Raw genomic sequence first — 24,746 nt, forward strand, 5'->3', positions numbered from 1 at the left:
AGCAGGCGTTAGTGATCCGGTGGTTCTGTATGGAAGGGCCATCGCTCATCGGATAAAAGGTACTCTGGGGATAACAGGCTGATCGCGCCTGAGAGTTCATATCGGCGGCGCGGTTTGGCACCTCGATGTCGGCCCATCGCATCCTGGGGCTGGAGCAGGTCCCAAGGGTTCGGCTGTTCGCCGATTAAAGCGGTACGCGAGCTGGGTTTAAAACGTCGTGAGACAGTTTGGTCCCTATCTGCCGTGGGCGTAGGACACTTGAGAGGAGCTGCCCATAGTACGAGAGGACCTGGGTGGACGTACCTCTGGTGTTCCGGTTGTCCTGCCAAGGGCATAGCCGGGTAGCCATGTACGGAACGGATAACCGCTGAAAGCATCTAAGCGGGAAGCCGGCCTCAAGACTAGGTGTCCCGGGCCGCAAGGCCCCTAAAGACCCCTCGTAGACCACGAGGTTGATAGGCCGGGTGTGGAAGCCGAGCAATCGGCGGAGCTAACCGGTACTAATAGGTCGTGCGGCTTGACCTTGCTCCATGGAACGTGACGAGCCTCGCGCCCGGTGCTCGGGTGTGAGCGGCGCGTCGCAGCGTGCGAGAGACGCTTCAGAAGAGAGCCTGCATGGCGGACGTCATGCGGGCTTTTCTGCTTTTGTCTTCGCCTCGCGGAGCTGGGCCTCGCTGGGCTCACCGGCCGGGCCGCCCGGGGGGCCTCGTTCTTCGCGCGGCGTGGGGGCCTCGGTGAGCTGACCGGCCCCGCGCGAAGGACTGGGGCCCGGGTCCGAGGCGCTCCACGGCGCCGAACGCGGCCGCGCGCCGCCTCGTGCTGCGCGGGGCAAGTTTTCCACGCCGGTTCCGGATGTACGGCGCGCTGCAGGTGCGACTATGGTCGCCGCATGCGACCTCTGAGGCAGTGGCCAACGGAGACGGCGCAACGCGTCGATCCGCAAAGGGAATCCGAGCGCCGCGAGCCTCCCCACGGCGCTCGCCTCGGTGACGCGAACCCGTCGGCGGAAGCGGGGCTTCCGGCCGGAACCATGTAGTCGAGGCGCGAAGCACGATGACGACGCACGTAGAAACCACGCTGCCGGAGGAGCAGCGAGCCGAACCGTCCGCTGATGCATCGGCAGGGCAGGGCGCGGCGGCGGATGAGGCCGTGGAGCGCTCTCCGTCGCTGCCACGGGAGGCGGTGCGCAGGCTCGCCTCGGTCTGCTTCTGGATCACGATGGCGCTCTGCCTCGCGCTGCTGGCGTGCAAGACGGTGGTGCGCTTCGACCTGACGACGCTCTGGGACGACGCGTACATGTTCCAGCGGTACGCGCACAACATCCTCGCCGAGCACAGCGTCTCGTGGAACCCCAAGGGGCCGCCGTCCTACGGGCTCACCTCGCTCGCCTTCATCGTCGCCGCCGTGCCGTTCCACCTCATCGCCGGCGGCAACACGAGCCTCGCCGCGATGCTTCAGAGCCTCGTCTGGGGTCCCGTGCTGCTCGTCCTGCTCGCCCTGCTCGTCCTGCGGGCGGCCGGCGACGGCAAGGTCGCGCGCCTGTCCTGCTTCACCCTCGTCGCGTTCTGCGCCGCCCGGTCCACGCTGACCGACCACTTCGTGAGCGGCATGGACACGTCGTTCGGCCTCTGCTTCCTCACCGCGTACCTGCTCCTCACGCTGCGGCTGCTCGGCGCGGCCCGGGTCGCCGGCGGCGTGGCGCTCGGCGCGTTCGGCGGGCTCGCCTTCTCGGTGCGGCCAGAGCTCACGGCCTACGCCGTCCTCGTCCCGCTCGCGCTCGTCGCGCTCGAGCGCGACCGCGACCGCCGGCGCTTCGGGCTCGCCGCCCTCGCCGCGACGGCGGGCGTCCTCGCCCTCCACCTCGCGGCCGCCAAGCTGTACTTCGGCTCGCCCCTCCCGCTGCCGTTCTATGCCAAGTCGACGAACCTCTACGGATCAGGGATCCTCCGCGCCTACCGCGGGCGTCCGACCATCGATCTCGTCGACTGGATCGAGCTCTTCTGGCCGCTCTTCACCGTCATCGCGCTCGACGTGCTCGTGGGCCTCGGCGCGCGGCAGGCGAGCCCCGGCGCGCCGGCAGGCGAGGGGCGGAGGAGCGGCCCCCGGGCCTTCTGGGCGGAGTCCTCGGCGTTCGACAAAGGGGTCCTCGCCGCGACGCTCCTGTGCCTCGCCTACTCGTGGCTGTTCGTCGTGCCGATCATGGGGTTCGCGCAGAGGTTCTATTACGCGCCGCTGCCAGGCCTCATCTACCTCGCTTGCCGGAGCGCCGCCCGGCTCGCGCGGACGCTCTCCGACTCGGTCGGCCAGCCCGCGCCGGCCGCCCTGCCCCTGGCCGGCGTGGCCGCGCTGGCGATCCTCTGGCTCCAGCTGTCGACTCCCCTCGCCGCGGCAGGCAGGGACCTCGCCGGCGCCGTCGCGGCGAATCGGCTCGGGCATTTCAACATCGTCAAGCACGGCAACACCTCGGGACCGCAGAAATACTGGTTCGCGATCGATCGCGTCTCGAAGCTCCCCGACGACCTCGTCATCGCCACGACCGAGGTCGGGATGCTCGGCGCGATGAACCTCAAGAAGACGATCATCGACATGGCCGGCCTCAACGACCGGCGCTTCGCGCTCGAGCCGTTCTCCGCGGACAGGTTCTTCGAGGCCTACAAGCCCGATCTCATCTACATGCCACACCCTCATTACGTGCAGATGACCGAGGATCTGACGGCCCACCGCGAGATGTCCCATTATGTCGTCTACTCGAAGTCGAAGCTCGGGACATCCCAGTTCGGCATCGCCGTCCGGCGCGACAGCCGCTACTTCGAGCAATTGCAGCAGATCGTGAAGGAGAAGATGGGCTCGAAATGACGTCGCGCGCCGCGCGGTGCGCGCGGTGCGCGCGGTGGGGGACGGCCCGCCCGCTGGCTGGCGACCGTGCGTGCCGCCGACCGTCTCCAGCGAGGCGATCGACGCTCTTCCCGCGATCCGGGGCGTCTGATACCATCGCTCCCGACGGCGGCGCCTGCCGCACTGGAGCATGACGTGAACTGTCCGAAATGCGCGGCCTCGATGGATATCGTCACCTTCGGCGGGATCGATGTCGACCGGTGTACGGCGTGCGGCGGGATCTGGTTCGACAGCCGCGAGAAGGAGTCCCTCAAGGCCATGGCGGGCTCCCAGCAGATCGACACCGGCGACCCCTCGGTAGGGCGGAAGAACAACCAGATCCGGCGGGTGCCGTGCCCCCGCTGCTCGACGCCGATGGTGCGCATGGTCGACCCGGAGCAGTCGCACATCTGGTACGAGAACTGCAGCGTCTGCGGCGGCGTCTACTTCGATGCCGGCGAGTTCCGCGATTACAAGGAGCACACGCTGAGCGACTTCTTCCGGGACCTGGTCGCGCGCCCGCGCAGCTGACGGCGTGCCGGCGCCCGGAGCCGCGGACACGGGCTCTCCTCGGCCGTGCAGCTCAGCCTCGGGAGCCCGCCCGGCTGCCCCCCGGGGCGCGCTCGATCAGGGGGCCTCGCGGCCGGACTCCTCGGCGCCTGAGCCCTCGCCGGCCTCGGGGAACGTCGCCAGGAGCTCGCCGGCGCGGAAGACCCACAGCGTGCCGGGCGTCGCCTTGCGCCAGAGCTCGTCGCGCGTGAGCGGCTCTGTGGCCACGACCGCCATCCGCGCGTCGGGGCCGACGCCGTGGAGGTCGTTGAAATTCACCTTGAGATCCGCGTCCACGAGCGTGGCCTCGCCGAACGGGGCCTGGCGCAGGATGCAGGACAGGTTGTCGCCGCAGCGGGCGAAGAGGTGCTCGCCGTCCGCGAACAGGAAGTTGAAGACGCCATCGGCGCCGAGCTCGTTCCCGAGCTCGTAGAGCGTGCGCCCCAGCTCCCGCGCGTCGCCCGGGTACCTCTCGCCGTACGCGCTCCGGATCGCCTCGAGGAGGACGCAGAAGGCGTGCTCGCTGTCGGTGTCGCCGACCGGCGTCTCGACGTGGAGCTTCCGATCCCTGACCGTGGGCAAGGTGCCGTTGTGCGCGAACACGATGTGCCGGCGGTGGAGGACCCGCATGAACGGGTGCGTGTTCTTCAGGGCCGCTCCCCCCCGCGTCATCTTGCGCACGTGCGCGATGGCGAGGGCCGTGTGGATCGGGTTCTCGCGGATGAACCGCGCGAGCGGGCTCGAGAAGGCCGGGTGAGGCTCGAGGAACGTGCGCGCGAACAGCCCATCGTACAGCGAGACGCCCCAGCCGTCCGCGTGCGGCCCTGTCTGCCCGCCGCGGAGCGCGAGCCCCGTGAACGAGAACACGATGTCCGTGGGCACGTTCGACACCATGCCAAGCAGCTCACACATGACGGGCACCCTCCCGCGGCGCGCGCGCGCCGTCGACGATCACGAGGCCCGTGACCCCGCCTCCCGCGGAGACGTTGCTGACCTCCGAGGCGGAGAGCCGGACCATGGCGCCCTCCATGCGCGTGGTGAAGGTGGGGTGCGGGCCCTCCACGCCGCGGGCGAAGACGAAGGGGCAAAGGTCGAAATAGACATGCTCTTCCTCCACGGCGCCGCCGCGGAACGTCGGCATGCGCGCGGTGCGCGGGCGGCGCCGCTCCTGCACGATGCAGGGCTGGTCCGCGGCGGCCCGGACTGCCTCTCTCCAGGCCGCCGGCGTCGCCGTCCACCCGAGCAGCACGCCTTTGCCGCCGTACTCGTCGTTCGGCTTCAGCACGAAGCTCTCCTGCTCTCCGAGGAGGAGCTCGACGAGATCCACCTCGCGGCCCCGCCAGGCGGCGCGGCCGGCGGTCACCCGGCGCGTCCAGGGGACGTGCTCCGCGATGGCCGCGCGCTGCTCGGGCGTGAACAGGCCCGAGAACATGGGGTTGCTCAGCACGGCGAACGCCGCCTTCTTGTTGAGGGGCCTGATCCGGAACGAGTTCGCCACGTACGCCGCGCGATCGCAGTAGGCGCGGATCAGGGGGTGATTGAGGCCGCGCCGCCCGACGAGCTCCTGCGTGATCACGCGCCGGTAGACGAGATCGATGCGCTCCCCGCCCGCTCCGAGGCGGCGGCCGTCGTACGTGAGCTCGTCCGGATCGACGATCCTGGTCCGGTGCCCCTCGGCCGAGAACAGGTCGGCGAGCACCCTGAGCTCGGCCGAGGTGTCGACAGTGGCCCAGTCGACGATGGCTATCGCGGGCCGCGCCTCGCGCCCGCCCCACGCGGCGTAGCCCTCGCGCAGGGCGCCGAGGAGCGCCCGGTGCGGCGCCGGCGTGCGCAGGCCACGCCCGTCCCGGAGCGGCGCGAGGTGGGGGAGCGCCATCAGCGTCCGCTCGACGAGGATCTGGTCGGTGAGGCCGGCGGGGGAGTCGGCGTTGTACTCGATGAAGGAGAAGCCGCCGTCGGTGATCAGCATGTCGAGGCGCCCGACCGTGTGGAGCGGCCCCGGACCCGGCACGATGGCCGCGAGGGCGCGCTCGTCCGCGGAGAGCCCGACCTCCTCGGCCAGGAAGTCGTCCCGGATCGCGCGCTGCGCGACCCTCTCCAGCGCGGAGGCGATCTGCTCGGCCGCGCGGGCGATCGCGGCGAGGTCCTGCTCGGCGATGAGGTACGGCCGCAGATAGCGGCACAGCGGGCGCGCGCCGTGGACCAGCCCGAGCCGCCGCTGGGCCTCGAGGAACGCCTCGAACCGCGCCGCATCCATCGCCCCCGGCGCGGCGAGCCGGGCGTCGAGCTGCTCCGCGAGGGATCTCGTGGCGTCCTGGCTCATGGCGACCTCATGTCGCGCCCGCGCGCGGGGTCCCCCAGGCGTGCACGGGCGCGCCGGAGTCGACCTCGGCCATGTAGCGCTCCAGCATCTTTCTCAGCGCCTCCTCGCGCGACGCGGAGCCCATCTCCAGCGCCGAGAGCGCGCGGAGCTGCCATGTGGCGCCGGTGATGCCTTTGGCGACCCGCGCCTCGAAGATCCGGAGATAATGGCGGGCCTCGTCCCCGTCGACGCCCGCGGTCACGAGGCCCTCCTCGACCCGCGGCAAGAGCGAGAGGAGGAGATCGCGCGCCCGGACGCACCTCGGCGCGGCCCCCGGTACGGCGGGCCAGACGAGCTCGGCGTCGAGGCCGTAGTGCGCTGCATGGTAGAAGTTCCTCACGGCGAGCTCGAACGGGAACGACGGCAGGAGCTCTCCGATGGAGGGGGCGAGGGCGAGGATGCCTCCGAGCAGGAAGCTCCCGTTCGCGAGCATGTCATCGAGCGTGGGCCCGGACGGCAAGGCGCGAAGCTCGATCCGCAAGTGGCCGTCGCCGGCCGGATCGTACACCGGTCGATTCCAGTTCCAGACGGTGCCGTGGTGCAGGCGGAGCTCGTGGAGCTGCGGTATCCCGCCGGCCCGCGCGCAGCCGACGACGTCCTCGTCGCCGCACACGGGGAGGATGGGCTCGTGCAGCGCGACGCTCTCCATGAAGAGCTCCGCCGCGCCGTCGCGCACCCAGCCGGTCCCGAAGCCGATGCGGGCCGGCATCTTCCAGTCCGCGCCGGGCGCCGGCGGGCGATCGTCGCCTGCCTGCTTGAACACCGCCACCCGCGTCTCGTGCCACAGCCGGTGGCCGAGGAAGGTGGGCGAGTTGCACGCGGCCGCGAGCGCGGGCGCGGTCATCATCATGGCGGCGTTGAACAGCCGCGCGAAGGCGTCGGGCGTGGCCCGGAGGTGGATCTGAAAGGCGGTGTTCGCCGCCTCCATCGCGGGGTCGTCCGACGTGAGCTCCAGCGGCTCGGCGCCGTCGATCTGGATGTGGAAGGGCGCCCTGCGCAGCCTGCAGAGCCCCGCGGCGAGCGCCCGATACCGGGGCAGGTTCGTGATCGTCGCAGGGCTGAAGTCGCGCCGCTGGAAGGTCGGCAGGATGCTGACCGGGACCACGCGCGCGCCCCGCGCCGCCGCGCGCTCGCGGATCGCCTCGACGGTCGCGCGCATCTGCTCGCGCAGCGCCGAGAGCGGCCTGCCGGCGAGCGGCACCGGCTGGGTGCTGAGCTCGATGTCGAACGCGCCCATCTCCGGCGTGATCATCGGGCTCGCCGCGGCGCGCGCGATCTCCGCCCCGATCGGCACGGGGCGCGCCTCGCGATCGACGAGGAACATCTCGAGCTCGGTGCCGATCGTCGCTTCCCCGTGGCCGAACCCCGGCCGGGCGAGCACCATCTCCAGCGCCGCGAGGTTCTGCTGGAGCCGCGTCTTGAAGAGCCGATAATCGACGGTCTTGAAGTGGTCTTGCTGGATCTCGATGCCCAAGGGACCTCCCGCTGCGATCCCGGCGAGGGCCCGTCCTCCAGCACGGCGAGCGCCGTGGGCTCCAGGAGAGCTCGCCGCCGGGATCGCGATGTTCCCGCGCCCTACGCGCCGCGCAATGCAAGCGCAGGGCCACGGACGGCGGTCTCGACATGAAGGAGGCCGGAGACGGCGGCCCGCTGGCGTCGAGCTCGATCGGTGTGGCGCGGATGCAGCCTGTGGCAAAACGCGCCGTGGGCGCTGTGCGAAGGTGTCCCCCGAGTTTCGCGCAGGTATCGGGGAGGTTTCATCCCGGGCGCCGGCTCATCGGTCGACGTGCGGGACGCGCTCGACGACACACGCGCCCGCCTTGCAGCGAGCGACCGAGTCCTCCTTCGGTGCCATGCACTTGGCGACCGGGCAGCTCTCGGCGGCGCAGCTCGCGGCGCGCCACTTCTGGAGCTCCGCGAGCGCGTCGCGGTGGAACGCCTGGTCGCACGGCGGGCACAGCTGGTCGCAGCACTGCCCGGCCCGCGCGCAGGACGCCACGCAGTCGGCGTCGGCCTCGCACCGAGGTTCCGACGCCGCAGCGCGCGGTTCGCCGGCAGCCGGCGGGGGCTGCGCCGCGGGCGAGGTCTCGGCCGCCGGCGGGGCCTGCGACGCGGGCGGAGCGTCGACCCCCGGCGGGGCCTGCGGCGCGGGTTCCTTGGTACAGCCGGCGAGGCAGGCGAGGCCGGCGAGCACGAGCGAGCGAGAGGGCAGCGAGAGCTTCATGCCGGCCATGATGGCACGGGGCGAGCCCGCGGCGCGCGGGGCGAAGGCCGATCCAATTGTTCTTTTTGCGACTTTGTGGCTTTGCGACGTTGCGTTGAATCCTCGCTCCGGACCCCTGGCGGGTGGCGCTAGTAGAACGAGAGCGGCTGCCCCGTGGCCTCCACGACGGCCATCCACAGGTCGTCCGTCGGGTCCACCTGCTTGCGCATGCGGACGGCCAGGGGCATCGGCACGTGCACGAAGCGGCCGTGCCACCGGCCGATCAGCATCTCGGTGTTGCCCGCCATGGCCGCGTGGACCGCGTTCCGGGCCATGTTCCAGCAATACACGCTGTCCGACGGGGACGCGGGGACGCTGCGGATATGATAGCTCGGGTCCAGGTACTTCAGCGTCGCCTCGACGCCGCGCGCCCGGAAGTGCGCGTTGATGCGGTCGCGCAGGAAGAGGCCGATGTCCTTCAGCTTGAGGTTGCCGCTGAGATCCGTCGCCATGGGCTCCGCGCTGGAGGTGCAGTGTTCTTGCAGGGCGCCCTCGGCGACGACGATCACGGCGTTGCCGTGGCGGGCGAGCCGGCGCTCGAGGTGCGCGAGCAGCCCGCACGGCCATAGCTCTGCGCCATCGTGAGCACGAGGCCGCGGATGACGTTGTTGACGCCGGGGCAGAGCCCGCCGCACGTCACGATGCCGGCGCGCACCTCCTTCGGATCCCAGAAGACGCGGTTGCGCGGTCCGGCCAGCTCGAACGCCGGAGGCCGCGCGCCGGAGGCGTCCGCGAGGACGGCGGACAGGCGATCGTTGAACAGCACCTTGTCGGCCTCGCCGACGTACACCGTGGCCTTCTCGCCGAGCTTCTCGGCGACGGGCGAGGGGTGCCGGCAGGGGCCGAGGTCGTTGATGGCGAGGTCGGCAGGGGTCACCACGCGCAATGCCTCCAGGTGGGGAGAACAGCGCCCCTCCGGCGAGCACCGCCGCGGGGACCCTGCCATGATCGGACGGCGCCTGTTTCGGCCGCTTTTCAGGAGCGATAAGCTATCGTAACGCCGCGCGGTTCCATTCCCACGCGAGGCGCCACGAGCGACAGCGCGTCATGCGCAGCTCCCGTTCCTCGTGAACCAGGCCGCCAGCATGTCGAGAAAGACACGGGTCTTCGGGACGAGCGTGCCGCCGGGCGGGAAGACAGCGTGGACGTCGAACCCCTGAGGCGTCCACTCCTTCAGGACCTGGACGAGCCGCTTCTTTGACAGGAACGGGCGGACGAAGTAGAGGGGCGCTCGAACGATGCCGGCGCCGGCCGCGGCGGCCTGCGCGGCCAGCTCGAAGCTGCCGACGGAGAGGCGCGGGCGCACGGCGATGGACCGCCTCCTCGAGCCAGCGACGAAGGGCCAATCTTTGGGCCCCTCCTCGCGCGCGACGACGATCGTCTCGTGGCGGCCGAGATCCTCGGGGCGCGCCGGGACGCCGCGGCGGTCGAGGTAGCGGGGGCTCGCGTAATAGCCGCCCGTCGCCGTGCCGAGCCGCCGGGCGACCAGCGAGGAGTCGTCGAGCGGGCCGACGCGGATGGCGAGATCGAAGCCCTCGCGCGCCAGATCGACCCTGCGCACCGAGGTGTCCAGCTCGACGAAGACCTCGGGGTAACGGGCCAGGTACGGCGTGATGACGCTCTCCAGCAGCGCCCCCGCGAGCGCGGCCGACGTCGTGATCCGCAGCAGCCCGCTCGGCTTCGACCTGGCCAGCGCGACCACGGCCTCGGCGTCGCGCGCGGCGGCGAGCGACCTTCGCGCGTGCTCGAAGTACGCGCGCCCTTCATCGGTCAGGCGCAGGGAGCGCGTCGTCCGGACGAGGAGCGAGACGCCGAGCCGCTGCTCGAGCTCCTGCACCCGGGCGCTGAGCGTCGCCTTGCGCGCCCGCATCGCGCGGGCAGCCGCGGTGAACCCATTGGCCTCGACGACGGCGACGAAGGCGGCGAGCTCCTCGAGCGAGCGGCCCGATTGGTACTCCACGCGTTCCAGTCTGGCCCCGATGTGGCCTATTGTCAAAAAGGGTGCCGGCGCGCATCGTCTGGTTCCACAGGCGCCGCGGAGCGCGGCTCGATTGCACCACGATGCACGCGATCAGGAAGGAACCACCCATGATTCTCGTGACGGGAGCCGGAGGGACTGTCGGAGGCGCCCTCCTCGATGAGCTGAAGTCGATGGGCGTGAAGCCCCGCGTCGCCCACCGCTCCAGCGACAAGGCCGAGAGGGCGAAGGCGGCGGGGCACGACGCCGTGATCCTCGACTTCGCGAAGCCGGAGACGCTGCGACCGGCGCTCGATGGCGTCGATGCCGTGTTCCTGCTGGGGTCCGGCGGCGCCGGGCAGATCGAGGCGGAGATCCGCGTCGTCGAGGCGGCCAGGGCCGCCGGGGTGAAGCGGCTCGTGAAGCTCTCGGTCTGGGGCGCCGGGGACGAGGCGTACTCGTTCGCGAAGATCCACCGGCCGATAGAGCGCGCGGTGGAGGCCTCGGGTCTCGCCTGGACGTTCCTCAGGCCGAACGGCTTCATGCAGAATTTCGTGACCTACATGGCCGATTCGATCAGGGCGCAGGGCGCCTTCTATCTGCCCGCGGCCGACGCGAAGATCAGCCATATCGACGTGCGCGACATCGCGCGGGTCGCGGCGCTGGCGCTGACGACCTCGGGCCATGAGGGCAAGGCGTACGAGCTCTCCGGCCCGAGGGCGTTCTCTTACAGCGAGGCGGCGGACATCCTCACGCGCGTGCTCGGCAAGGAGGTGCGTTATGTGGCGGTGTCCGACGACGCGGCGAAGGCCGGTATGGTCGCCGGCGGGGTCCCCGATCTCTATGCCGATGCGATGATCGACCTCAACCGGCTCTACCGGAGCGGCGCCGGCGCCGGCGTGACCTCGGCGGTGAAGGACGTCACCGGGCGTGAGCCGATCGGCTTCGAGCGGTTCGCGCAGGACCACGCGGCGGCGCTCCGCTGAGGCGGCGCGCGTCGATCGTCCGGTGCTCTGGATCTAGAATTCAGCCATCAGCCCTACCGACGGGTAGACGATGAAGCTGTCGAGATCGAGCGCGACCGCCCGCTGACCGAGCACCGTGAGCTCACCGCTCGAGAAGATCTCCGCCATCGTCAGCTCGAAGCCGAAGAATACGTGTTTGTAGCCGAGCGCGACGCCGGCCTGGCCGCCCACGTAGAAGCCGGTGCCGGAGAACGACGCGAGCTCCCGCTCGCCCGGATAGCCGGTGAAGGCGGGCAGGTCCAGGACGAGCGCGGTGCCAAAGCTCGTGAACATCAGGCGAGGGCCGCCCCAGACCCGGTACCATGTTCCCGCCGTCCCGATCTGGATCGGCAGGTCGATCTGCCATCGCGTGAAGTCCTCCAGCTCGACGAGGCCAAGGACGCTCCCGACGGGGAACTCCATCACGTACCGCCCGACGCCGGCGCCGGCCGTCAGATCGATGCCGTGTTTGTCGCGCTTCAGGAGCTGGTAGCGGGTGCCCAGGCGGAACGCGCTGCCGGTATATCGGAGGTTGAGCTCCCAGCGATCGAGCGCGGTGTAGCCGATGCCGAGGTGCGGCGTGACCGAGGGCGGGTTCAACGCGAGCGCACCGCCCGCCTCGAAGAGCGCCTGCCGCTCGGCCTCGGACAGCTCTCGTGACTCCGCGGCGTCCGCCAGCACGACGCCGGCGTCCACGAGCGACGCGAGGGTGCCGGTCGGGATCGAGACGTCGAGCCCGAGCTCGGCCTGGACATGGCCTTTCTCGGCCACGTGGGCCGGCTGGAGCGTGGAGAGCGCCGGGGCGCAGCCGCAGGTCCACAGGGCGAGCAAGGCGAGGGTGCGCGGAAGCATCAGCAGGTCACGCTATCATGACCGTTCTCTCGAGGCGCGCGTCGACGAGGGCGCGCCGGTCCCCGACACCGGCTCTATCTGTACGATGACGGCGAGAGCCGCGCGGTGGTGCGGACGGGGACGGTCATCCCAGGTCGGGGCATTCTGACCGGTCGTCGCGCGGCAGGCCGGCTATCACAGGCGTCCAGGCAGGCGGGTCGCTGGCAGGAAAGGATTGCTGACAGGCCTCGTCAACGACATCACCCGCGGGCACGGCCCGCGCGACCCGCGCCGCGGCTCGCCCCGCGCGCTGCTCCCTGGCCGGGCGCGCCTCGCCGCCTGGCTCTCTCGAGCCACTCCGGGTCGTCCGCGCCTGCACGTGTCCCATGGTGTCCTCCGCCGGCGGACATTGCGCCTCGCCGCCGCCGTGGCAAGGTCCTGCGCTGCGCTGACGCTCTCGGACGACCGAGCAGGTCGCAGCTGGCGGAGGGCCGCGCTCGACGCGACGTGACGGCGCGGCGATCGAGCGGAGGCGCTCGCGGGAGGAGCCCACGATGGACAAGGCGAACCAGCCGTTCCGAATCGGGATTTCAGGGTCCTACGGCGGAATGAACCTCGGCGACGAGGCCATCCTCGATGGTATCGTCACGCAGCTCCGGGAGACGATTCCAGCGGAGATCACCGTGTTCTCGCTGTGCCCGGAGGACACGAAGGCGCGCCACAAGGTGGAGCGCGTCGTCCCCGTTCGTGACCTCACCCGAATGGAATCGACCGCCGAGATCGAGCGCCTCGATCTCTTCGTCCTCGGCGGGGGAGGCATCCTGTACGATCGGGACGCGCCGGTCTATCTGAGAGAGGCGCTCATCGCGGAGGAGCGCGGCGTCCCCGTCGTGATCTACGCCGTGAGCGCCGGTCCGCTGTCGGACCCGAGCGCGAAGCAGGCTGTACGGGCGGCGCTGAACGCCGCGGACATCGTCACCGTACGAGACAAGCAGGGACGTCGCCTCCTCGAGGAGGTGGGGGTGAATCGCGAGATTCGTCTCACGGCCGATCCGGCCCTGCTGCTGCGCGAAGAGGCGCTGCCCATCGAGGCCATCCGGGCCGAGGGGGTCGAGTTCGAGCGGCACCTTGTCGGCTTCTCCGTCAGGGAGCCGGGCCCGGCGGCGCCCGACATCGACCCTGACGAGTACTATGGCCTGCTCGCCAACGCCGCCGACTTCGTCGTCGAGCGCCTCGACGCGGACGTCGTGTTCGTGTCCATGGAACGGACGGACGTGCAGCACAGCCACGCGGTCGTCGCCCACATGAAGAACGCCGAGCGGGCAGAGGTCTTGAGGCGCCGGTACACGCCGCAGCAGATCCTCGGCCTCGTCGGGCACCTCGAGTTCGTGGTGGGCATGCGCCTCCACTTCCTGATCTTCTCGGCGCTCCGCGAGACCCCGTTCGTCGCGCTGCCCTACGCGTCCAAGATCGCGGGGTTCATCGAGGACCTCGAGATGGAGACCCCGCCCCTCGGGAGCATCAGCTCCGGGCAGCTCATCGCCAGGCTCGATCGCTCGTGGGACACGCGTCACGAGATCCGCGCGAAGATCCGCCGGCTGCTCCCTGGCCTGAAGGCCAGGGCGAGGGAGACTAACCAGCTCGTCACCGAGCTCCTCGCGCGGCGAGCTCCGGCGGCGCAGCCCGTGCGGAAGAGCGCGTGAGCGCGGGGAGCTGGCGGTGGACGTGATCAGGACCGACGTCGCCGTCATCGGCGGAGAGCTCGGCGGCTGCGCGGCTGCGCTCGCGGCGGCCAGGACGGGCCGCCGCGTCGTCCTGACGGAGGAGACTCACTGGCTCGGGGGCCAGCTGACGAACCAGGCGGTCCCTCCGGACGAGCACCCGTGGATCGAGGACATCGGGGCGACCCGGAGCTACCGCGCGCTGCGCCAGGGGATCCGCGAGTATTACCGCAGGCATCTACCGCTCACCGCGTCGGCCAGGGCGCTCCCCGAGCTCAACCCCGGCAACGGCTGGGTCAGCCGCCTGTGCCACGATCCGCGGGTCGCGGTGGCGGTCCTGCACGAGATGATCGCGCCGTATCGGCTCAACGGGCGCCTCGTCGCGATCCATGCTCACCGGCCCATCTCGGCGTGGACGCACGGCGATCGGGTGACCGGCGTCGTGGTCCGAGGGCTGGAATCGGGGCGCGATGTCCTCCTCGTGGCCGACCTCTTCATCGATGCCACGCCTCACGGCGAGCTCCTCTCGCTCGCGGGCGTGGAGCACGTGCTCGGGGCAGAGTCTCGCGCGGAGACCTGCGAGCCGCACGCCGCCGAGCGCGCGGATCCGAGGGCCCAGCAGGCGATCACCGTCTGCTTTGCGATCGAGCACCACCCTGGAGAGGACCATGTCATCGACAGGCCCTGTCAGTACGAGCGCTGGCGCTCGCTCGAGCCGCCCGGCTGGCCGGGTCGGCTGCTGGACTGGACGGCGGTTCGACCCGAGACACACGAGCCCCTGACTCGAGGTCTGTTCGCCGCGGAGGACCGGCATCCCTGGTGGAGCTTCCGGCGGATCCTCGACAGGACGGTCTTCGAAGCGGGGTTCGCGCCGAGCGACGTCACCATCGTGAACTGGCCTCAGAACGACTATTGGTTCGGGCCCGTCTGCGGCGTCGACGAGGCGGAGGCCGCGCGGCACCTGGACGCAGCGCGGAACCTCAGCCTGAGCCTTCTGTACTGGATGCAGACCGAGGCGCCTCGCCCGGACGGCGGGGTCGGTTATCCAGGCTTGCGCCTCCGCGGGGACGTGGTCGGCGGCACGGTCGACGGCCTCGCGCCAGCGCCCTACATCCGCGAGTCCCGCCGGATCCGGGCCGAGCTCACGGTGCTCGAGCAGCACATCGCGTATCCGCTCCGGCCCGACGGCCCCGCGACGTTCGAGGAGAGCGTCGGGATCGGGTGTTATCGCATCGATCTGCACCCGCGCGTCGGGGGCGCCGGGTACCTCGATCTCGGCTGCTGGCCGTTCCAGATCCCGCTGGGTGCGCTCATCCCGGTGCGGGTGGAGAACCTGTTGCCGGGCGGGAAGAACCTTGGCGTCACGCACATCACGAACGGCGCCTACCGGGTCCACCCTGTGGAGTGGAGCGTCGGCGAGGCGGCGGGGCTGCTCGCGACGTTCTGCCTGGAGCGCCGCGTGCTGCCGCGGCAGGTGCGCGCCCGGAGCTCGCTCCGCGAAGAGCTCCAGGCGCTCCTGGTCCGCGAGGGCATCGAGCTGGCCTGGCTGGCGCTGAGGCCGGTCTGAGCCAGCGCCGCGCCGCGGCGTATCGGCGAAACGACGGCGTCACGACGAACGGGGGAGCTCGACGTGGAACGTGGTGCCCTCCTCCAGCGTGCTCGTGACCTGGATGGAGCCTCCGTGCGCGTCGACGATCGATTTGACGATGAAGAGCCCGAGCCCGAGTCCTTTCGAGCGGTGCACGACCCGCTGGCTCTGCTCGCCCCGGCGAAACGGATCGAAGAGGACGGGCAGCAGCTCGGGCGGGATCGGGGTCCCGCGGTTCATCACCTCGATCACGACGACATTCTTGTGCCCGCGCAGCTCCACCTGCACCGGCTCCTCCGGCGGGCTGTAGTCGACGGCGTTGCCGATCAAGTTCGACAGGAGCTGCCCCATCCGGCCCGGATCCCACTTGCCCCGCCCGTCGCCGTGGGCCGTCAAGCGGATGGTGTGCTCCGGGTGGGCGAGCTCGAGCTCCTCGGCCACGCGCTCGCAGATCGCGCGGAGGTCGACGGGCTCCGGTTCGACCGGAAGACCCCGGTGGGAGCGGATGCGCGTCAGGTCGAGCAGCTCCTCGACCATCCGCACCGCCCTCTCGTTGCTCGCAGCGATGCGCTGGGCGAGCCTCGCCACGGCGGTCGTGACGTCCTCGCGCTTGAGCAGGGCGGCGGTGGCGAACCGGATGGCCGAGAGCGGGTTGCGCAGGTCATGCCCGAGGACCGCGATGAACAGCTCGTGGAGAGCGACGTCACGGCGGAGATCGGCCGAGCTCGCGCGCTCGTATTCGACGGCCGCGGTGAGCATCACCTCGTCGAGCGCCGAGTGCACGAGCTGGGCCTCCTCGCCGCCGAGCACCACCCCCTCCCGCGCGCACAGATCCACGATCACGGAGCGAAGGACGCCGAGCTCGCGCAGCTCCTCCGCGAGGGTGTAGCCCTCGGCGATGCGATGCGAGACGTGCACCTTGGCGGCCTCCGAGCTGCCGATCTCCGGGCCGCTGGCTCCGCCCGGCGTGCCCGGCTGCGCGCTCTGCGCGAGTGAGTCGATGAGGTCCTCGAGGAGCTTCGGCGTGTAATCTCTCAACTCCTCATCGGTGAGCGCACGGGCTCGGTGGATCTTCGGTGTGCCCCGCACGCGCACCATCCACCGGCGTATGATGTCCTCGCTTCGCTCACGGAGCAGGACCGTGATGCGCGACAATAGTTGGCTCACGTGCGCTCTCCCCCATCGATGTAGATGCGCTTCGTCATTCGGCGCGGCGCAGCTGGCCATTGTCATCGATCCCGCAACGCCCCCCAGGAGAATCACGAGCCGGACGGAGCCAGGTTGGCCGAGGTGGGAGTCGTCGGCGAAGGACGGCCTCGGCGGCGCTGGGGCTGCCCGTGCCGGCGTGCTCGAAGGCAGGAAGATTCCAGGCAAGGAGGCGGAGGACGCTGCGTCGGTCCCGGCCGCGCGCTCCGCCCTGGCACGCGCGGCGTGCGTGCCCGATACTCCGCGCATGCGCCCCGGGGACCTGTTCGCAGGTCGCTTCGAGCTCGATCGCGTCGCAGGATCCGGGGGAATGGGCGCGGTCTATCGGGCCGTCGACCGCGAGACCGGGGAGCCGGTTGCCCTCAAGGTGGGGCTGCACGCGGAGACCGCGCAGACCGAGCAGGCCGAGCAGGCCGAGCGGTTCCGCCGGGAGGCGCGGGTCCTCGCGGGGCTCCACCACCCCGCCATCGCGCGGCACGTCGCCCACGGCGTCACCGCCGAGGGCCGGCAGTACCTGGCGATGGAGTGGCTCGACGGCGAGGATCTCGCGGCGCGGCTCCGGCGGGGGCCGCTGGGCCTCGACGAGGGCCTCGCGCTCGCCGCGCGCGCCGCCGAGGCGCTCGGCGCCGTGCACCTGCGCGGGGTGGTCCACCGGGACGTCAAGCCGGCGAACCTCTTCCTGCCGGGCGGCGACGTCGGGGCGGTGAAGATCCTCGACTTCGGGATCGCGCGGGCCCCCGACGTCACGTTTACGCTGACCAACCCCGACGCCCCGGTGGGGACGCCCGCCTACATGGCGCCGGAGCAGGTCCGCGGCGAGCCCGACATCGACGCGCGCGCCGACCTGTACGCGCTCGGGTGCGTGCTGTTCGAGTGCCTCACCGGGCGGCCGCCGTTCGCAGGGGTGCACGTCGTCGCGCTGCTCACCAAGGTGCTCTTCGAGCAGGCGCCCCGCCTCCGCGAGCTGTGGCCCGGCGCGCCCCCGGCGCTCGACGCGCTCCTCTCGCGCCTCCTGGGCAAGGATCGGCGGCTGCGGCCCGGGGACGCGCACGCGGTCGCGGCGGAGCTGCGCTCACCGGAGATCCGCGAGGCGAGCGCGGCGCCCCTCTCGCCGTCGGTCGGCCTCACGACGGCCGAGCGGCGGCTGGTCAGCGTGGTGCTGGCGGTGCGCCGGGCCGAGCCGGCGCGGCCGCCGCAGCCCGTGTCCAGCGAGGCGAGCACGGCGCCGGCGCGCGGCCTGACCCATCATCGCCGCTGGCCGCTCGCCCTCCTCCAGGCGATCCGGAGGACCACCGACCTGCACGGCGCGCGCGTGGAGCTGCTCCGGGACGGATCGATCGCGGCCCTGCTCACGGGGGCCGAGGCGCCGACGGATCTCGCGGCGAGCGCGGCCCGGTGCGCCCTCTCGCTCAAGGCGCTGCTCCAGGCCTCCGACGTGGCGCTCGCGACGGGCTGGGAGGTCGTGGACGGGACCCAGCCGCTCGGGCCCGTGATCGACCGCGCCGTCGCGAACCTCACGGCCGCGGAGCGGGGCGCAGAGGACGCGCTCCGGCCGATCGCGATCGACGCGATGACCGCGTCCCTCCTCGGCCCGCGCTTCGAGGTGGCGCACGGCGAGGGCGGGGCGGCGCTGCTCGGCGAGCAGGAGCCGCTGGAGGAGGCGCGCGCGCTGCTCGGCAAGCCGACGCCGTTCGTGGGGCGGAGCAGCGAGCTGCGCTGGCTCGAGCTCCTCTTCGACCAGTGCGCCTCGGAGCCGTGCGCCCAGGCGGCGCTCGTCATCGGGGCGGCCGGCGTGGGCAAGTCGCGGCTCCGCATCGAGCTCGCGCGCAGGATGCGCGGCCGCGAGGCGCCGCCCCAGATCTGGACGGCGCAGGGCGACGCGGTGCGGGCCGGGGCGCCGCTCGGGCTGCTCGCCCAGGTGGTGCGGCGCGCGGCGCAGATCGCGGAGGGCGAGCCCCAGGAGCGCGGCCGGGAGAAGCTCGCCGCGCGCGTCGCGCGATCCGTGGAGGCCGCGGAGCAGGCGCGGGTGACGGAGTTCCTGGGCGAGGTGATCGGCGCGCCGTTCCCGGACGCGGATCGGCGCGAGCTGCGCGCCGCGCGGCAGAACCCGATGCTCATGGCCGACCAGGTGCGGCGCGCCTGGCTCACCTTCCTGGAGGCGGAGTGCCGCGCGGGGCCGGTGCTCCTGGTGCTCGAGGACCTGCACTGGGGCGACCTGCCGACCGTGCAGCTCGTGGACGCGGCGCTCGGGCAGCTCCGGTCGAGCCCGCTCCTGGTGCTGGGGCTCGGGCGGCCCGACGTGGACGGGGTGTTCCCGGGGCTGTGGGCCGAGCGGGGCGCGACCGCGATGCGGCTCGGGGCGCTGCCGGCCCTCGCCTGCGAGCGGCTGGTGCGCGCGGCGCTCGGGGAGCAGGCGCCCGCGGAGCAGGTGGAGGGGCTCGTCCGGCGCGCGGCGGGGCACCCGTTCCTGCTGGAGGAGATGCTGCGCGTGGCGGCCGAGGGCGCCGGGGGCGCCGAGGGCCGCGACGCGGGCGAGGCGCCCGAGACAGCGCTCGCGATGGTGCAGGCGCGCCTCGAGGGGCTCGATCTGGAGGCGCGCCGGGCGCTGCGCGCCGGGAGCTTGCTGGGCGAGGTGTTCTGGTGGGGCGCGGTCGCCCGGCTGCTCGGGGTGGACCGGGACGACGCCGCGCTCGCGGGCTGCCTCCTCGCGCTGGAGCAGCAGGAGTGGATCGCGCGGCGGCCCGCGTCCCGGTTCCCGGGCGAGGTGGAGTACGCGTTCCGGCACGGGCTCGTGCGCGACGCGGCGTACAGGATGCTCACCGAGGCGGATCAGCGGCTCGGGCACAGGCTCACCTCCGAGTGGCTGGAGCACGCCGGGGAGCGGGACGCGCTCGTCCTGGCCGGGCACTGCGAGCGCGGCGGCGAACCCGAGCGGGCCGTGCGGTGGCTCTGCGCCGCGGCGGAGGAGGCGCTCCGCGGCAACGACCTCGCGGCCGCGCTCGCGCGCGCGGAGCGGGGCGTGGCCTCCGGGGCCAGCGGGCGGGATCTCGGCGCGCTGCGCCTGGTCCAGGCCGAGGCGCACCTGTGGCGCGGCGAGCTGTCGGCCGCCGAGGCGCGCGCGACGGAGGCGGTCGCGCTGCTCGAGCCGGGGTCGGGCGCATGGTACCGCGCGCTCACCGCGGCGCTGATCGGCGCCAGCAAGCAGGGCGCCGTCGATCGCGCCGGGGCGTGGGCCGCGCGGGTCGCGGCGGCGGCGCCCGCCGAGGGGGCGCTGAGCGCGGAGGTGCTCTGCCTCTCCTGGTGCGCGGCGGAGCTCATGCTCGCCAACCAGCACGCGACCGCCGACGCGCTGCTCGAGCAGAGCCTGCGCCTCGCGGGGGATCCTCCGGCCGTCGACGACGAGGCGGTCGGTGGGCTGCACCAGACCGTCGCGTTCCGCGCCGCGCTGGCGGGTGATCACGCCGCCGCGGTGGACGCCCTGGAGGTGGCGGTCGGGGCGTTCGGGCGCGCCGGCGATCGCCGACAGGCCTGCTCTGTCCAGCTGAACATGGGCTTCATCCTCACCGAGCTCGGCGCGCTCGAGCGCGCCGAGCAGCTGCTGCGCGCGGCCGTCGCCCAGGCGACACGGATGGATCTGCGCGAGGTGCTCGCGACCGCGTGGCAGAACCTGGGGCACGCCCTCCTCCAGGCGGGCCAGATCGACGAGGCCCGCGCGCTGCTCGAGCAGGCCATCGACGCGTCGCGCCGGCAGGGCAACCGGCGCATGGAGGGGCTCTCGCGCGCGTACCTCGCCCGGGCGGCGCTGCTCTCGGGCGACGGCGAGGCCGCCGCGCGCGAGGCCGGCGCGGCGGCGGCGCTGCTCGACGTGGCGCCGCTCCTGCGCGCGGTGGCGCTGGCCATCCAGGCGCGCGCCCGGATGGGAGGGGGGCCCGAGGGGGCGGCCGAGGCGCTCGTCCACGCGCAGGAGGCGTTCCGCCTCATCGAGGACGCGGGGATGGCCGAGGAGGGAGAGTCGCTGATCCGCCTGACCTACGCCGAGGCCCTGCGCGCCGCCGGCGAGCGCGAGCGCGCCGCGCAGATCATCGAGGCGGCGCGCTCGCGGCTCCTCGAGCGCGCCGCGAAGATCGGCAGGCCAGCGCTGCGGCAGAGCTTCCTGGAGAGCATCCCCGAGAACGCCCGGGCGCTCGCGCTCGCCGAGGCGTGGGCTCTGGAGCGCCAGGGGGCTGTCGCCTGATCTTGGGGACGATCATGCGCTGGTGGGGCGGCTAAGCGAGCTCCGAGAGCTCGACCTGGCGGACCGCCGACGCCGCCGTCCTGGAGGGCTCCTCCCTGCGGCGCGGGCTCATCAGGGCGTCGAGCTGCTCGATGAAGCAGGTGTTCTCCGCCGGAAGGCCGACGGTCACGCGGAAGTATTCGTCGTATCGCTCGTCGCCGAACGGCTCGAAGGCCTTCACCTTCACGCCTCGGGCGAGCAGCGCGTCGTGGATCTTGGCCCCTGACCACGCCCCGCGCGCGCGGCACAGGATGAAATTGGTCTGTGACGGACAGGCCTCCAGAGCGCGATGAGCTCCGATGGCCGCCATGAGCCTGGCGCGCTCCCTCGCTGTCTGATGCCGGACGAACCCGAGGTGTCCGCTGTCCTGCAGCGACGCCATCGCGAGCTCTGCGGCCAGCTGCCCGACGCGGTGCGGCGTCATCTTGGCCTCCATCTGCGCCACCACCTTCGCGTCCCCCATGGCGTACCCCACGCGCACCGACGCGAGCCCGTAGGCGAAGGAGAAGCTACGGAGCACCATCAGGTTGGGATGGCGCAGCACCAGGTCGGCCATCCGGGTGTTCGGGCTCTCCTCGAGGTAGTGCACGTACGCTTCATCGATGAAGAAGAGGGAGTCCGGGAACCGGGTGAGCAGCGGACCGAGCTCCTGCCTCGTGATGAGGACGTTGCCCGTTGGGTTGTTGGGGTTGCAGAGGTAAACCAGGCCGTCCTGCCGCGAGAGGCGCGACTCGAGCATCCCCACGTCGAGCGCGAAGCCGTTCTCCGGACGGAGCGGGAGCAGCTCGCATCGCAGCCCCACGCGGACCCCGGACGCAGGCACCTTGGAGTAGGTGAGCCGGGTGGTGATGATGGGATACGCCGTGCGCTTCAGCAGATAGCGCAGTGTCCGCATCGCCGAACGCTTGATCTCGCGCTCGATCAGGAATGGGATGCAGGTCTTGAGCAGCGGGCCGCTCCCGTTGGCGACCAGCACGTTCTCCGGCCTGACGCCCGCGTCGGCGGCGAGCGCGCGCCGGAGATCTCCGTTGTCCCCGGCCGGATAGCTCCGCAGGGAGATGTTGCCGGCGTGGCGCCGCAGGACGTCGGCGCACCGCTCGGAACAGTAGGTGCCGTGGTTCAGCGCCATGTCGATGGGCGGCGCGCCGGCCCGGCGAACCGGGGCGTCGAGTGCTTCGCTCGCTGTCGTTCGAGGTTGCATGGAGTGCTCCTCTCGTGGTGTTCAACCGGCATCAACCAGGCTATTCGTCCCCAGGATTCAGGAGGCCACCTTCGCTGGCCAGATGCAAGAAGGAAGAGCGAGAGGCGCGGCCCCAGAACTTGTGTGCGAAGGCGTGCGACCAGGGTGAGGATGGGGCGCGGTGCGAGCTCGGCTTACGGAGTGGTCGTTGTCCCCCGCAGGGGCTCGTGGGGCACCCTGCTCGCGCCTTCGTCCCGTGTGGCGCCCGCACGCGCCTCCACGCCGCTCGGCTGGTCTCCTTGACAGGACGGGGTGCCGTGCGGATACGCTACTTTTTCGCTGTGGGTGGGGCGGCACGGCGGGGTGGGGGTCGGAGGAGACGCTCCACGCCGAGAAGGTAGTCAGCGGCTCTGGGGTCGGACGGGAATCGAGGCTGCTACCGGATTGAACGGTTCGACAGAAAGAAGCGCTTCGCATGCTGGCCTCGCCCTCTGCTCGTCCTATCAAGGTCTTCTGTAGCTACTCGGCCGACGATGAGGAGTACCGCTGTGCCTTTGATAAGGCGCTGGCCGGTCTGCGCCGGGCTGGGCTCGTCGAAACGTGGAGCTTCCGTTCAATTCTTCCAGGAGATGTCGTCGACTCTCGCGTGGCTCAAGCCCTCGACGAGGCGGATATCATTGTGCTGCTCGTGAGCACATCATTTCTCGACTCCGACTACTGCTGGGACATCGAGATGCGTCGCGCGGTCGAGCGACATGACCGCGGCGAGGCACGGCTCGTCCCCGTCATCGTGCGATCTTGCGAGTGGAGTGACGCTCCGTTCGCTGGGCTGAGCGCGCTGCCGCAGGACGCAAGACCGGTCGCATCATGGTCACATCCAGATGAAGCGTGGACCTCGGTCGCACGCGGCGTCCGGACGCTCGTCAGCGAGATTGGGTCTGGAGTGCGGCCAGCGCGGACAGTCCGGCAGACAATGCCCGAGATGCCGACCTACCGTGACGCGGCCGGGTTTCTGTCTGCTGCTGGCGTCGCTCGAGTCGTCTTGGCTCGCGACCGAGACCGAGAGAGGCCAGTCGCGGATCCGATACTCGTCTATGAAAACAGCTTCCAGAAGACCTGGCTGCTCGTCACAGAATCAAAAATTGCCTGTGTTCTTGACGACTTGACGAAGTCAGCGCCATACGACCCGCTCCGATGGCAGGAGTCGATCGAGGACGCGTTGCCCGTCCAGCTCGAACACTACAGGCGCACCTCTGGGTTTCTTCATTTCGGTACGCGGCGTAGGAAATGGCTTTATTCGTACCACCTGCATCGCGACCCTTCGGCATTGAAGAGCCGGCTGGAGGCATTGCTGAAGCGTACCGGCTAGCTTCGCATGGCACCGACGGGCGCCTCGCGCGACCGCTCAGCTCGCGCGGAGCGGCGGTGCTCGCAGCGGGGCGCTCTCTCGCTCGAGCGCGAGGGCGGCGCGCAGCACCAGCGCTTCCTCGAAGTGGCGCCCCACGATCTGCAGCCCGAGCGGCAGGCCAGCGCTGGTGAGGCCCATCGGCACGCTGATCGCCGGCTGGCGCGTCAGGCTGAAGGGCGCGGCGAAGGAGGCGGGGAGCGCGCCGCCGTCGATCAGGGGCGCGGCCCCGGCCGACGTCGGCGTCACCAGCAGATCGAAGCGGCGGTGGAACGCGGCCATCGCCAGGGCCAGCTCCGCGCGCTGCCGCTCCGCCTCGAGGTACGCCACGGCGCTCAGCGCCTCTCCCTGGGCTGCCGCGCTCTGGACCGCCGGATCGAGCAGCGCCCGCTGCTCCGGTCCGAGCTCCCGCACCGTGTGCGCGGCGCGCGCCGCGAACAGCGTCTGCAGCACGCCCCCCGGGTCGTCGAACGGCGGCGCCACCTCCTCCACCTCGGCGCCGAGCCGCTGGAGGAGGGCGACCGCCGCGTCGAAGCAAACCCGCGTCTCCGCCGGCAGAGCGACGTACCCCAGCGTGGCGCTCACGCCGACCCGCACGCGGCGCAGGAAGCGTACGTCGGACGGGTCGAGCGTGCCGGACGCGTCGAGCGCGTCGGGGGCGTCGACCGCGCCCAGGTTACAGCGCGTCCTCGCGCGGCGGCGGGGCCCGGAACGGATCGCGGTCGTCAGGACCGGAGAGGACCGAGAGGAGCACCGCCGCGTCACCGACGGTGCGCGCGATCGGCCCCACGTGCGGGGGCACCCCCACCACGCTCGCCGGGTGCGCGGGCACCCGACCGAAGGTCGGCTTGCACCCCACCACCCCGGAGAACGCGCTCGGCACGCGGATCGAGCCGCCGCCATCCGTACCGACGGCGAGCGGCCCGAAGCCGGCAGCGACCGCCGTGACGGCGCCGGCGCTGCTGCCGCCCGGCGTGCGCCGCGGCTCCCACGCGTTGCGCGTGATCCCCGTCAGCGGGCTGTCGCCGAGGCCCTTCAGGCCGAACTCGGACGTCGTCGTCTTCCCGAAGAGCACCGCGCCGTGCTCCCGCAGCCGGGCGACGGCGGGTGGGCGCGTCCTCCGTCCAGGGGCCGGCCGCGTCCACGGTGCGCGAGCCCCGCCGGGTCGGCCAGCCGCGCGTGAGCAGGAGGTCCTTCACCGAGACAGGCACCCCGTCCAGGCGCCCCACCGGCTCGCCTCGATTCCAGCGCGCCTCGGACGCCCGCGCGGCCTCGAGGGCCCGCCCCTCGTCGAGGAGCGCGAACGCGTTGAGCGGGGGGCACACGGGAGCATGGGCGCGTTCGTGGGCTTTTCCCTCTCGAGCGCCGGCGCGCTGTTCATGATCGCCTGCGCTTTTGAATCCATCAGCTCGGGGCAGGCCCCACGCGCGTAGGTGTCCCGAGCTCGTGCAAAATCCGTTTTGACCGACTTCCCCTGGACGCTCGCGCCCATCGAGTAACTCGCTTCGAGGCGTTGTCCCCCGACGAGCTCGC

General features: G+C 71.7%; 18 protein-coding genes, 1 rRNA gene and 1 pseudogene (1 of these 20 cut by a window edge). 8 read left to right on the top strand and 12 right to left on the bottom strand.

The window, feature by feature from the left end:
- From WME82_RS12560 to WME82_RS12570, 3 genes are all read left to right on the top strand, one after another.
- Positions 1-525, top strand: a 23S ribosomal RNA gene (locus tag WME82_RS12560); it begins 2,514 nt to the left of the window's first position.
- Positions 526-1,053: 528 nt separating this feature from the next.
- The gene (locus tag WME82_RS12565; protein WP_438043033.1) at positions 1,054-2,856 is read left to right on the top strand and encodes a hypothetical protein; all 1,803 of its coding nucleotides are present in this window, start codon (positions 1,054-1,056) and stop codon (positions 2,854-2,856) included.
- Between the two features lie 174 nt (positions 2,857-3,030).
- A complete protein-coding gene (locus WME82_RS12570) occupies positions 3,031-3,405 on the top strand; it encodes a zf-TFIIB domain-containing protein (RefSeq protein WP_438043034.1) in 375 nt (124 codons plus the stop codon).
- Positions 3,406-3,501: 96 nt separating this feature from the next.
- Here WME82_RS12570 and WME82_RS12575 read toward each other — a convergent pair whose 3' ends face one another.
- The 7 genes from WME82_RS12575 to WME82_RS12605 form a co-directional block, all read right to left on the bottom strand.
- Positions 3,502-4,335, bottom strand: coding sequence for a class II glutamine amidotransferase (locus tag WME82_RS12575; protein WP_438043035.1), 834 nt, complete (start codon positions 4,333-4,335; stop codon positions 3,502-3,504).
- Positions 4,328-5,746 carry a hypothetical protein gene (locus WME82_RS12580; RefSeq protein WP_438043036.1) on the bottom strand — a complete coding sequence of 473 codons (1,419 nt, stop codon included), beginning with the start codon at positions 5,744-5,746 and terminating at the stop codon, positions 4,328-4,330. The genes WME82_RS12575 and WME82_RS12580 overlap by 8 nt, the downstream gene beginning before the upstream one ends.
- Before the next feature lie 7 nt (positions 5,747-5,753).
- Positions 5,754-7,259: a hypothetical protein gene (locus tag WME82_RS12585; RefSeq protein WP_438043037.1), complete on the bottom strand. Its 1,506-nt coding sequence runs from the start codon at positions 7,257-7,259 to the stop codon at positions 5,754-5,756.
- Between the two features lie 300 nt (positions 7,260-7,559).
- Positions 7,560-8,009 (bottom strand): hypothetical protein, encoded by a 450-nt coding sequence (locus tag WME82_RS12590; RefSeq protein ID WP_438043038.1) that lies wholly within the window; start codon positions 8,007-8,009, stop codon positions 7,560-7,562.
- Positions 8,010-8,137: 128 nt separating this feature from the next.
- A complete protein-coding gene (locus WME82_RS12595; protein ID WP_438043039.1) occupies positions 8,138-8,557 on the bottom strand; it encodes a hypothetical protein in 420 nt (139 codons plus the stop codon).
- The gene (locus tag WME82_RS12600) at positions 8,554-8,928 is read right to left on the bottom strand and encodes a hypothetical protein (RefSeq protein ID WP_438043040.1); all 375 of its coding nucleotides are present in this window, start codon (positions 8,926-8,928) and stop codon (positions 8,554-8,556) included. Before WME82_RS12600 ends, WME82_RS12595 begins: the two co-directional genes overlap by 4 nt.
- Positions 8,929-9,093: 165 nt before the next feature.
- A complete protein-coding gene (locus WME82_RS12605; protein WP_438043041.1) occupies positions 9,094-10,008 on the bottom strand; it encodes a LysR substrate-binding domain-containing protein in 915 nt (304 codons plus the stop codon).
- Between the two features lie 128 nt (positions 10,009-10,136).
- Here WME82_RS12605 and WME82_RS12610 point away from each other — a divergent pair, with 128 nt between their 5' ends.
- Positions 10,137-10,991 (top strand): SDR family oxidoreductase, encoded by an 855-nt coding sequence (locus tag WME82_RS12610; RefSeq protein WP_438043042.1) that lies wholly within the window; start codon positions 10,137-10,139, stop codon positions 10,989-10,991.
- A 33-nt stretch (positions 10,992-11,024) separates the two neighbouring features.
- On the opposite strand, the gene WME82_RS12615 is transcribed toward WME82_RS12610, so the two are convergent.
- Positions 11,025-11,861 (bottom strand): hypothetical protein, encoded by an 837-nt coding sequence (locus tag WME82_RS12615; RefSeq protein WP_438043043.1) that lies wholly within the window; start codon positions 11,859-11,861, stop codon positions 11,025-11,027.
- A 533-nt stretch (positions 11,862-12,394) separates the two neighbouring features.
- Between WME82_RS12615 and WME82_RS12620 the strand changes: the two genes are divergently transcribed.
- Both WME82_RS12620 and WME82_RS12625 read left to right on the top strand, forming a co-directional pair.
- Entirely contained in the window at positions 12,395-13,543 is a 1,149-nt protein-coding gene (locus tag WME82_RS12620) for a polysaccharide pyruvyl transferase family protein (protein ID WP_438043044.1), read from the top strand.
- A 16-nt stretch (positions 13,544-13,559) separates the two neighbouring features.
- Complete coding sequence (locus tag WME82_RS12625; RefSeq protein ID WP_438043045.1) at positions 13,560-15,128, top strand: FAD-dependent oxidoreductase; 1,569 nt, start codon at positions 13,560-13,562, stop codon at positions 15,126-15,128.
- A 39-nt stretch (positions 15,129-15,167) separates the two neighbouring features.
- On the opposite strand, the gene WME82_RS12630 is transcribed toward WME82_RS12625, so the two are convergent.
- Positions 15,168-16,316 carry an ATP-binding protein gene (locus WME82_RS12630; protein WP_438043046.1) on the bottom strand — a complete coding sequence of 383 codons (1,149 nt, stop codon included), beginning with the start codon at positions 16,314-16,316 and terminating at the stop codon, positions 15,168-15,170.
- A 286-nt stretch (positions 16,317-16,602) separates the two neighbouring features.
- Here WME82_RS12630 and WME82_RS12635 point away from each other — a divergent pair, with 286 nt between their 5' ends.
- The gene (locus WME82_RS12635; RefSeq protein WP_438043047.1) at positions 16,603-20,589 is read left to right on the top strand and encodes a serine/threonine-protein kinase; all 3,987 of its coding nucleotides are present in this window, start codon (positions 16,603-16,605) and stop codon (positions 20,587-20,589) included.
- 31 nt (positions 20,590-20,620) lie between these two features.
- Here the strand turns inward: WME82_RS12635 and WME82_RS12640 are convergent, their stop codons facing one another.
- On the bottom strand, positions 20,621-21,829 hold the full coding sequence (locus tag WME82_RS12640; protein ID WP_438043048.1) for a pyridoxal phosphate-dependent aminotransferase: 1,209 nt from the start codon (positions 21,827-21,829) through the stop codon (positions 20,621-20,623).
- 454 nt (positions 21,830-22,283) lie between these two features.
- Between WME82_RS12640 and WME82_RS12645 the strand changes: the two genes are divergently transcribed.
- Entirely contained in the window at positions 22,284-23,177 is an 894-nt protein-coding gene (locus WME82_RS12645; protein ID WP_438043049.1) for a toll/interleukin-1 receptor domain-containing protein, read from the top strand.
- A 36-nt stretch (positions 23,178-23,213) separates the two neighbouring features.
- Here the strand turns inward: WME82_RS12645 and WME82_RS12650 are convergent, their stop codons facing one another.
- Positions 23,214-23,798: an amidase family protein gene (locus WME82_RS12650; RefSeq protein WP_438043050.1), complete on the bottom strand. Its 585-nt coding sequence runs from the start codon at positions 23,796-23,798 to the stop codon at positions 23,214-23,216.
- 130 nt (positions 23,799-23,928) lie between these two features.
- Positions 23,929-24,532 (bottom strand): annotated as a pseudogene (locus WME82_RS12655) (amidase family protein); the annotation flags it as partial.
- Between the last annotated feature and the right edge of the window lie 214 nt (positions 24,533-24,746).

This window comes from Sorangium sp. So ce128 (assembly GCF_051525245.1).
In the GTDB taxonomy this organism is placed as follows: Bacteria; Myxococcota_A; Polyangia; order Polyangiales; family Polyangiaceae; genus Sorangium; species Sorangium cellulosum_B.

Coding starts and splice junctions, on each gene's coding strand:
- WME82_RS12565 (WP_438043033.1), top strand. CDS start 1,054: ATGACGACGCACGTAGAAACCACGCTGCCGGAGGAGCAGCGAGCCGAA.
- WME82_RS12575 (WP_438043035.1), bottom strand. CDS start 4,335: ATGTGTGAGCTGCTTGGCATGGTGTCGAACGTGCCCACGGACATCGTG.
- WME82_RS12580 (WP_438043036.1), bottom strand. CDS start 5,746: ATGAGCCAGGACGCCACGAGATCCCTCGCGGAGCAGCTCGACGCCCGG.
- WME82_RS12590 (WP_438043038.1), bottom strand. CDS start 8,009: ATGAAGCTCTCGCTGCCCTCTCGCTCGCTCGTGCTCGCCGGCCTCGCC.
- WME82_RS12610 (WP_438043042.1), top strand. CDS start 10,137: ATGATTCTCGTGACGGGAGCCGGAGGGACTGTCGGAGGCGCCCTCCTC.
- WME82_RS12615 (WP_438043043.1), bottom strand. CDS start 11,861: ATGCTTCCGCGCACCCTCGCCTTGCTCGCCCTGTGGACCTGCGGCTGC.
- WME82_RS12620 (WP_438043044.1), top strand. CDS start 12,395: ATGGACAAGGCGAACCAGCCGTTCCGAATCGGGATTTCAGGGTCCTAC.
- WME82_RS12635 (WP_438043047.1), top strand. CDS start 16,603: ATGCGCCCCGGGGACCTGTTCGCAGGTCGCTTCGAGCTCGATCGCGTC.
- WME82_RS12640 (WP_438043048.1), bottom strand. CDS start 21,829: ATGCAACCTCGAACGACAGCGAGCGAAGCACTCGACGCCCCGGTTCGC.
- WME82_RS12645 (WP_438043049.1), top strand. CDS start 22,284: ATGCTGGCCTCGCCCTCTGCTCGTCCTATCAAGGTCTTCTGTAGCTAC.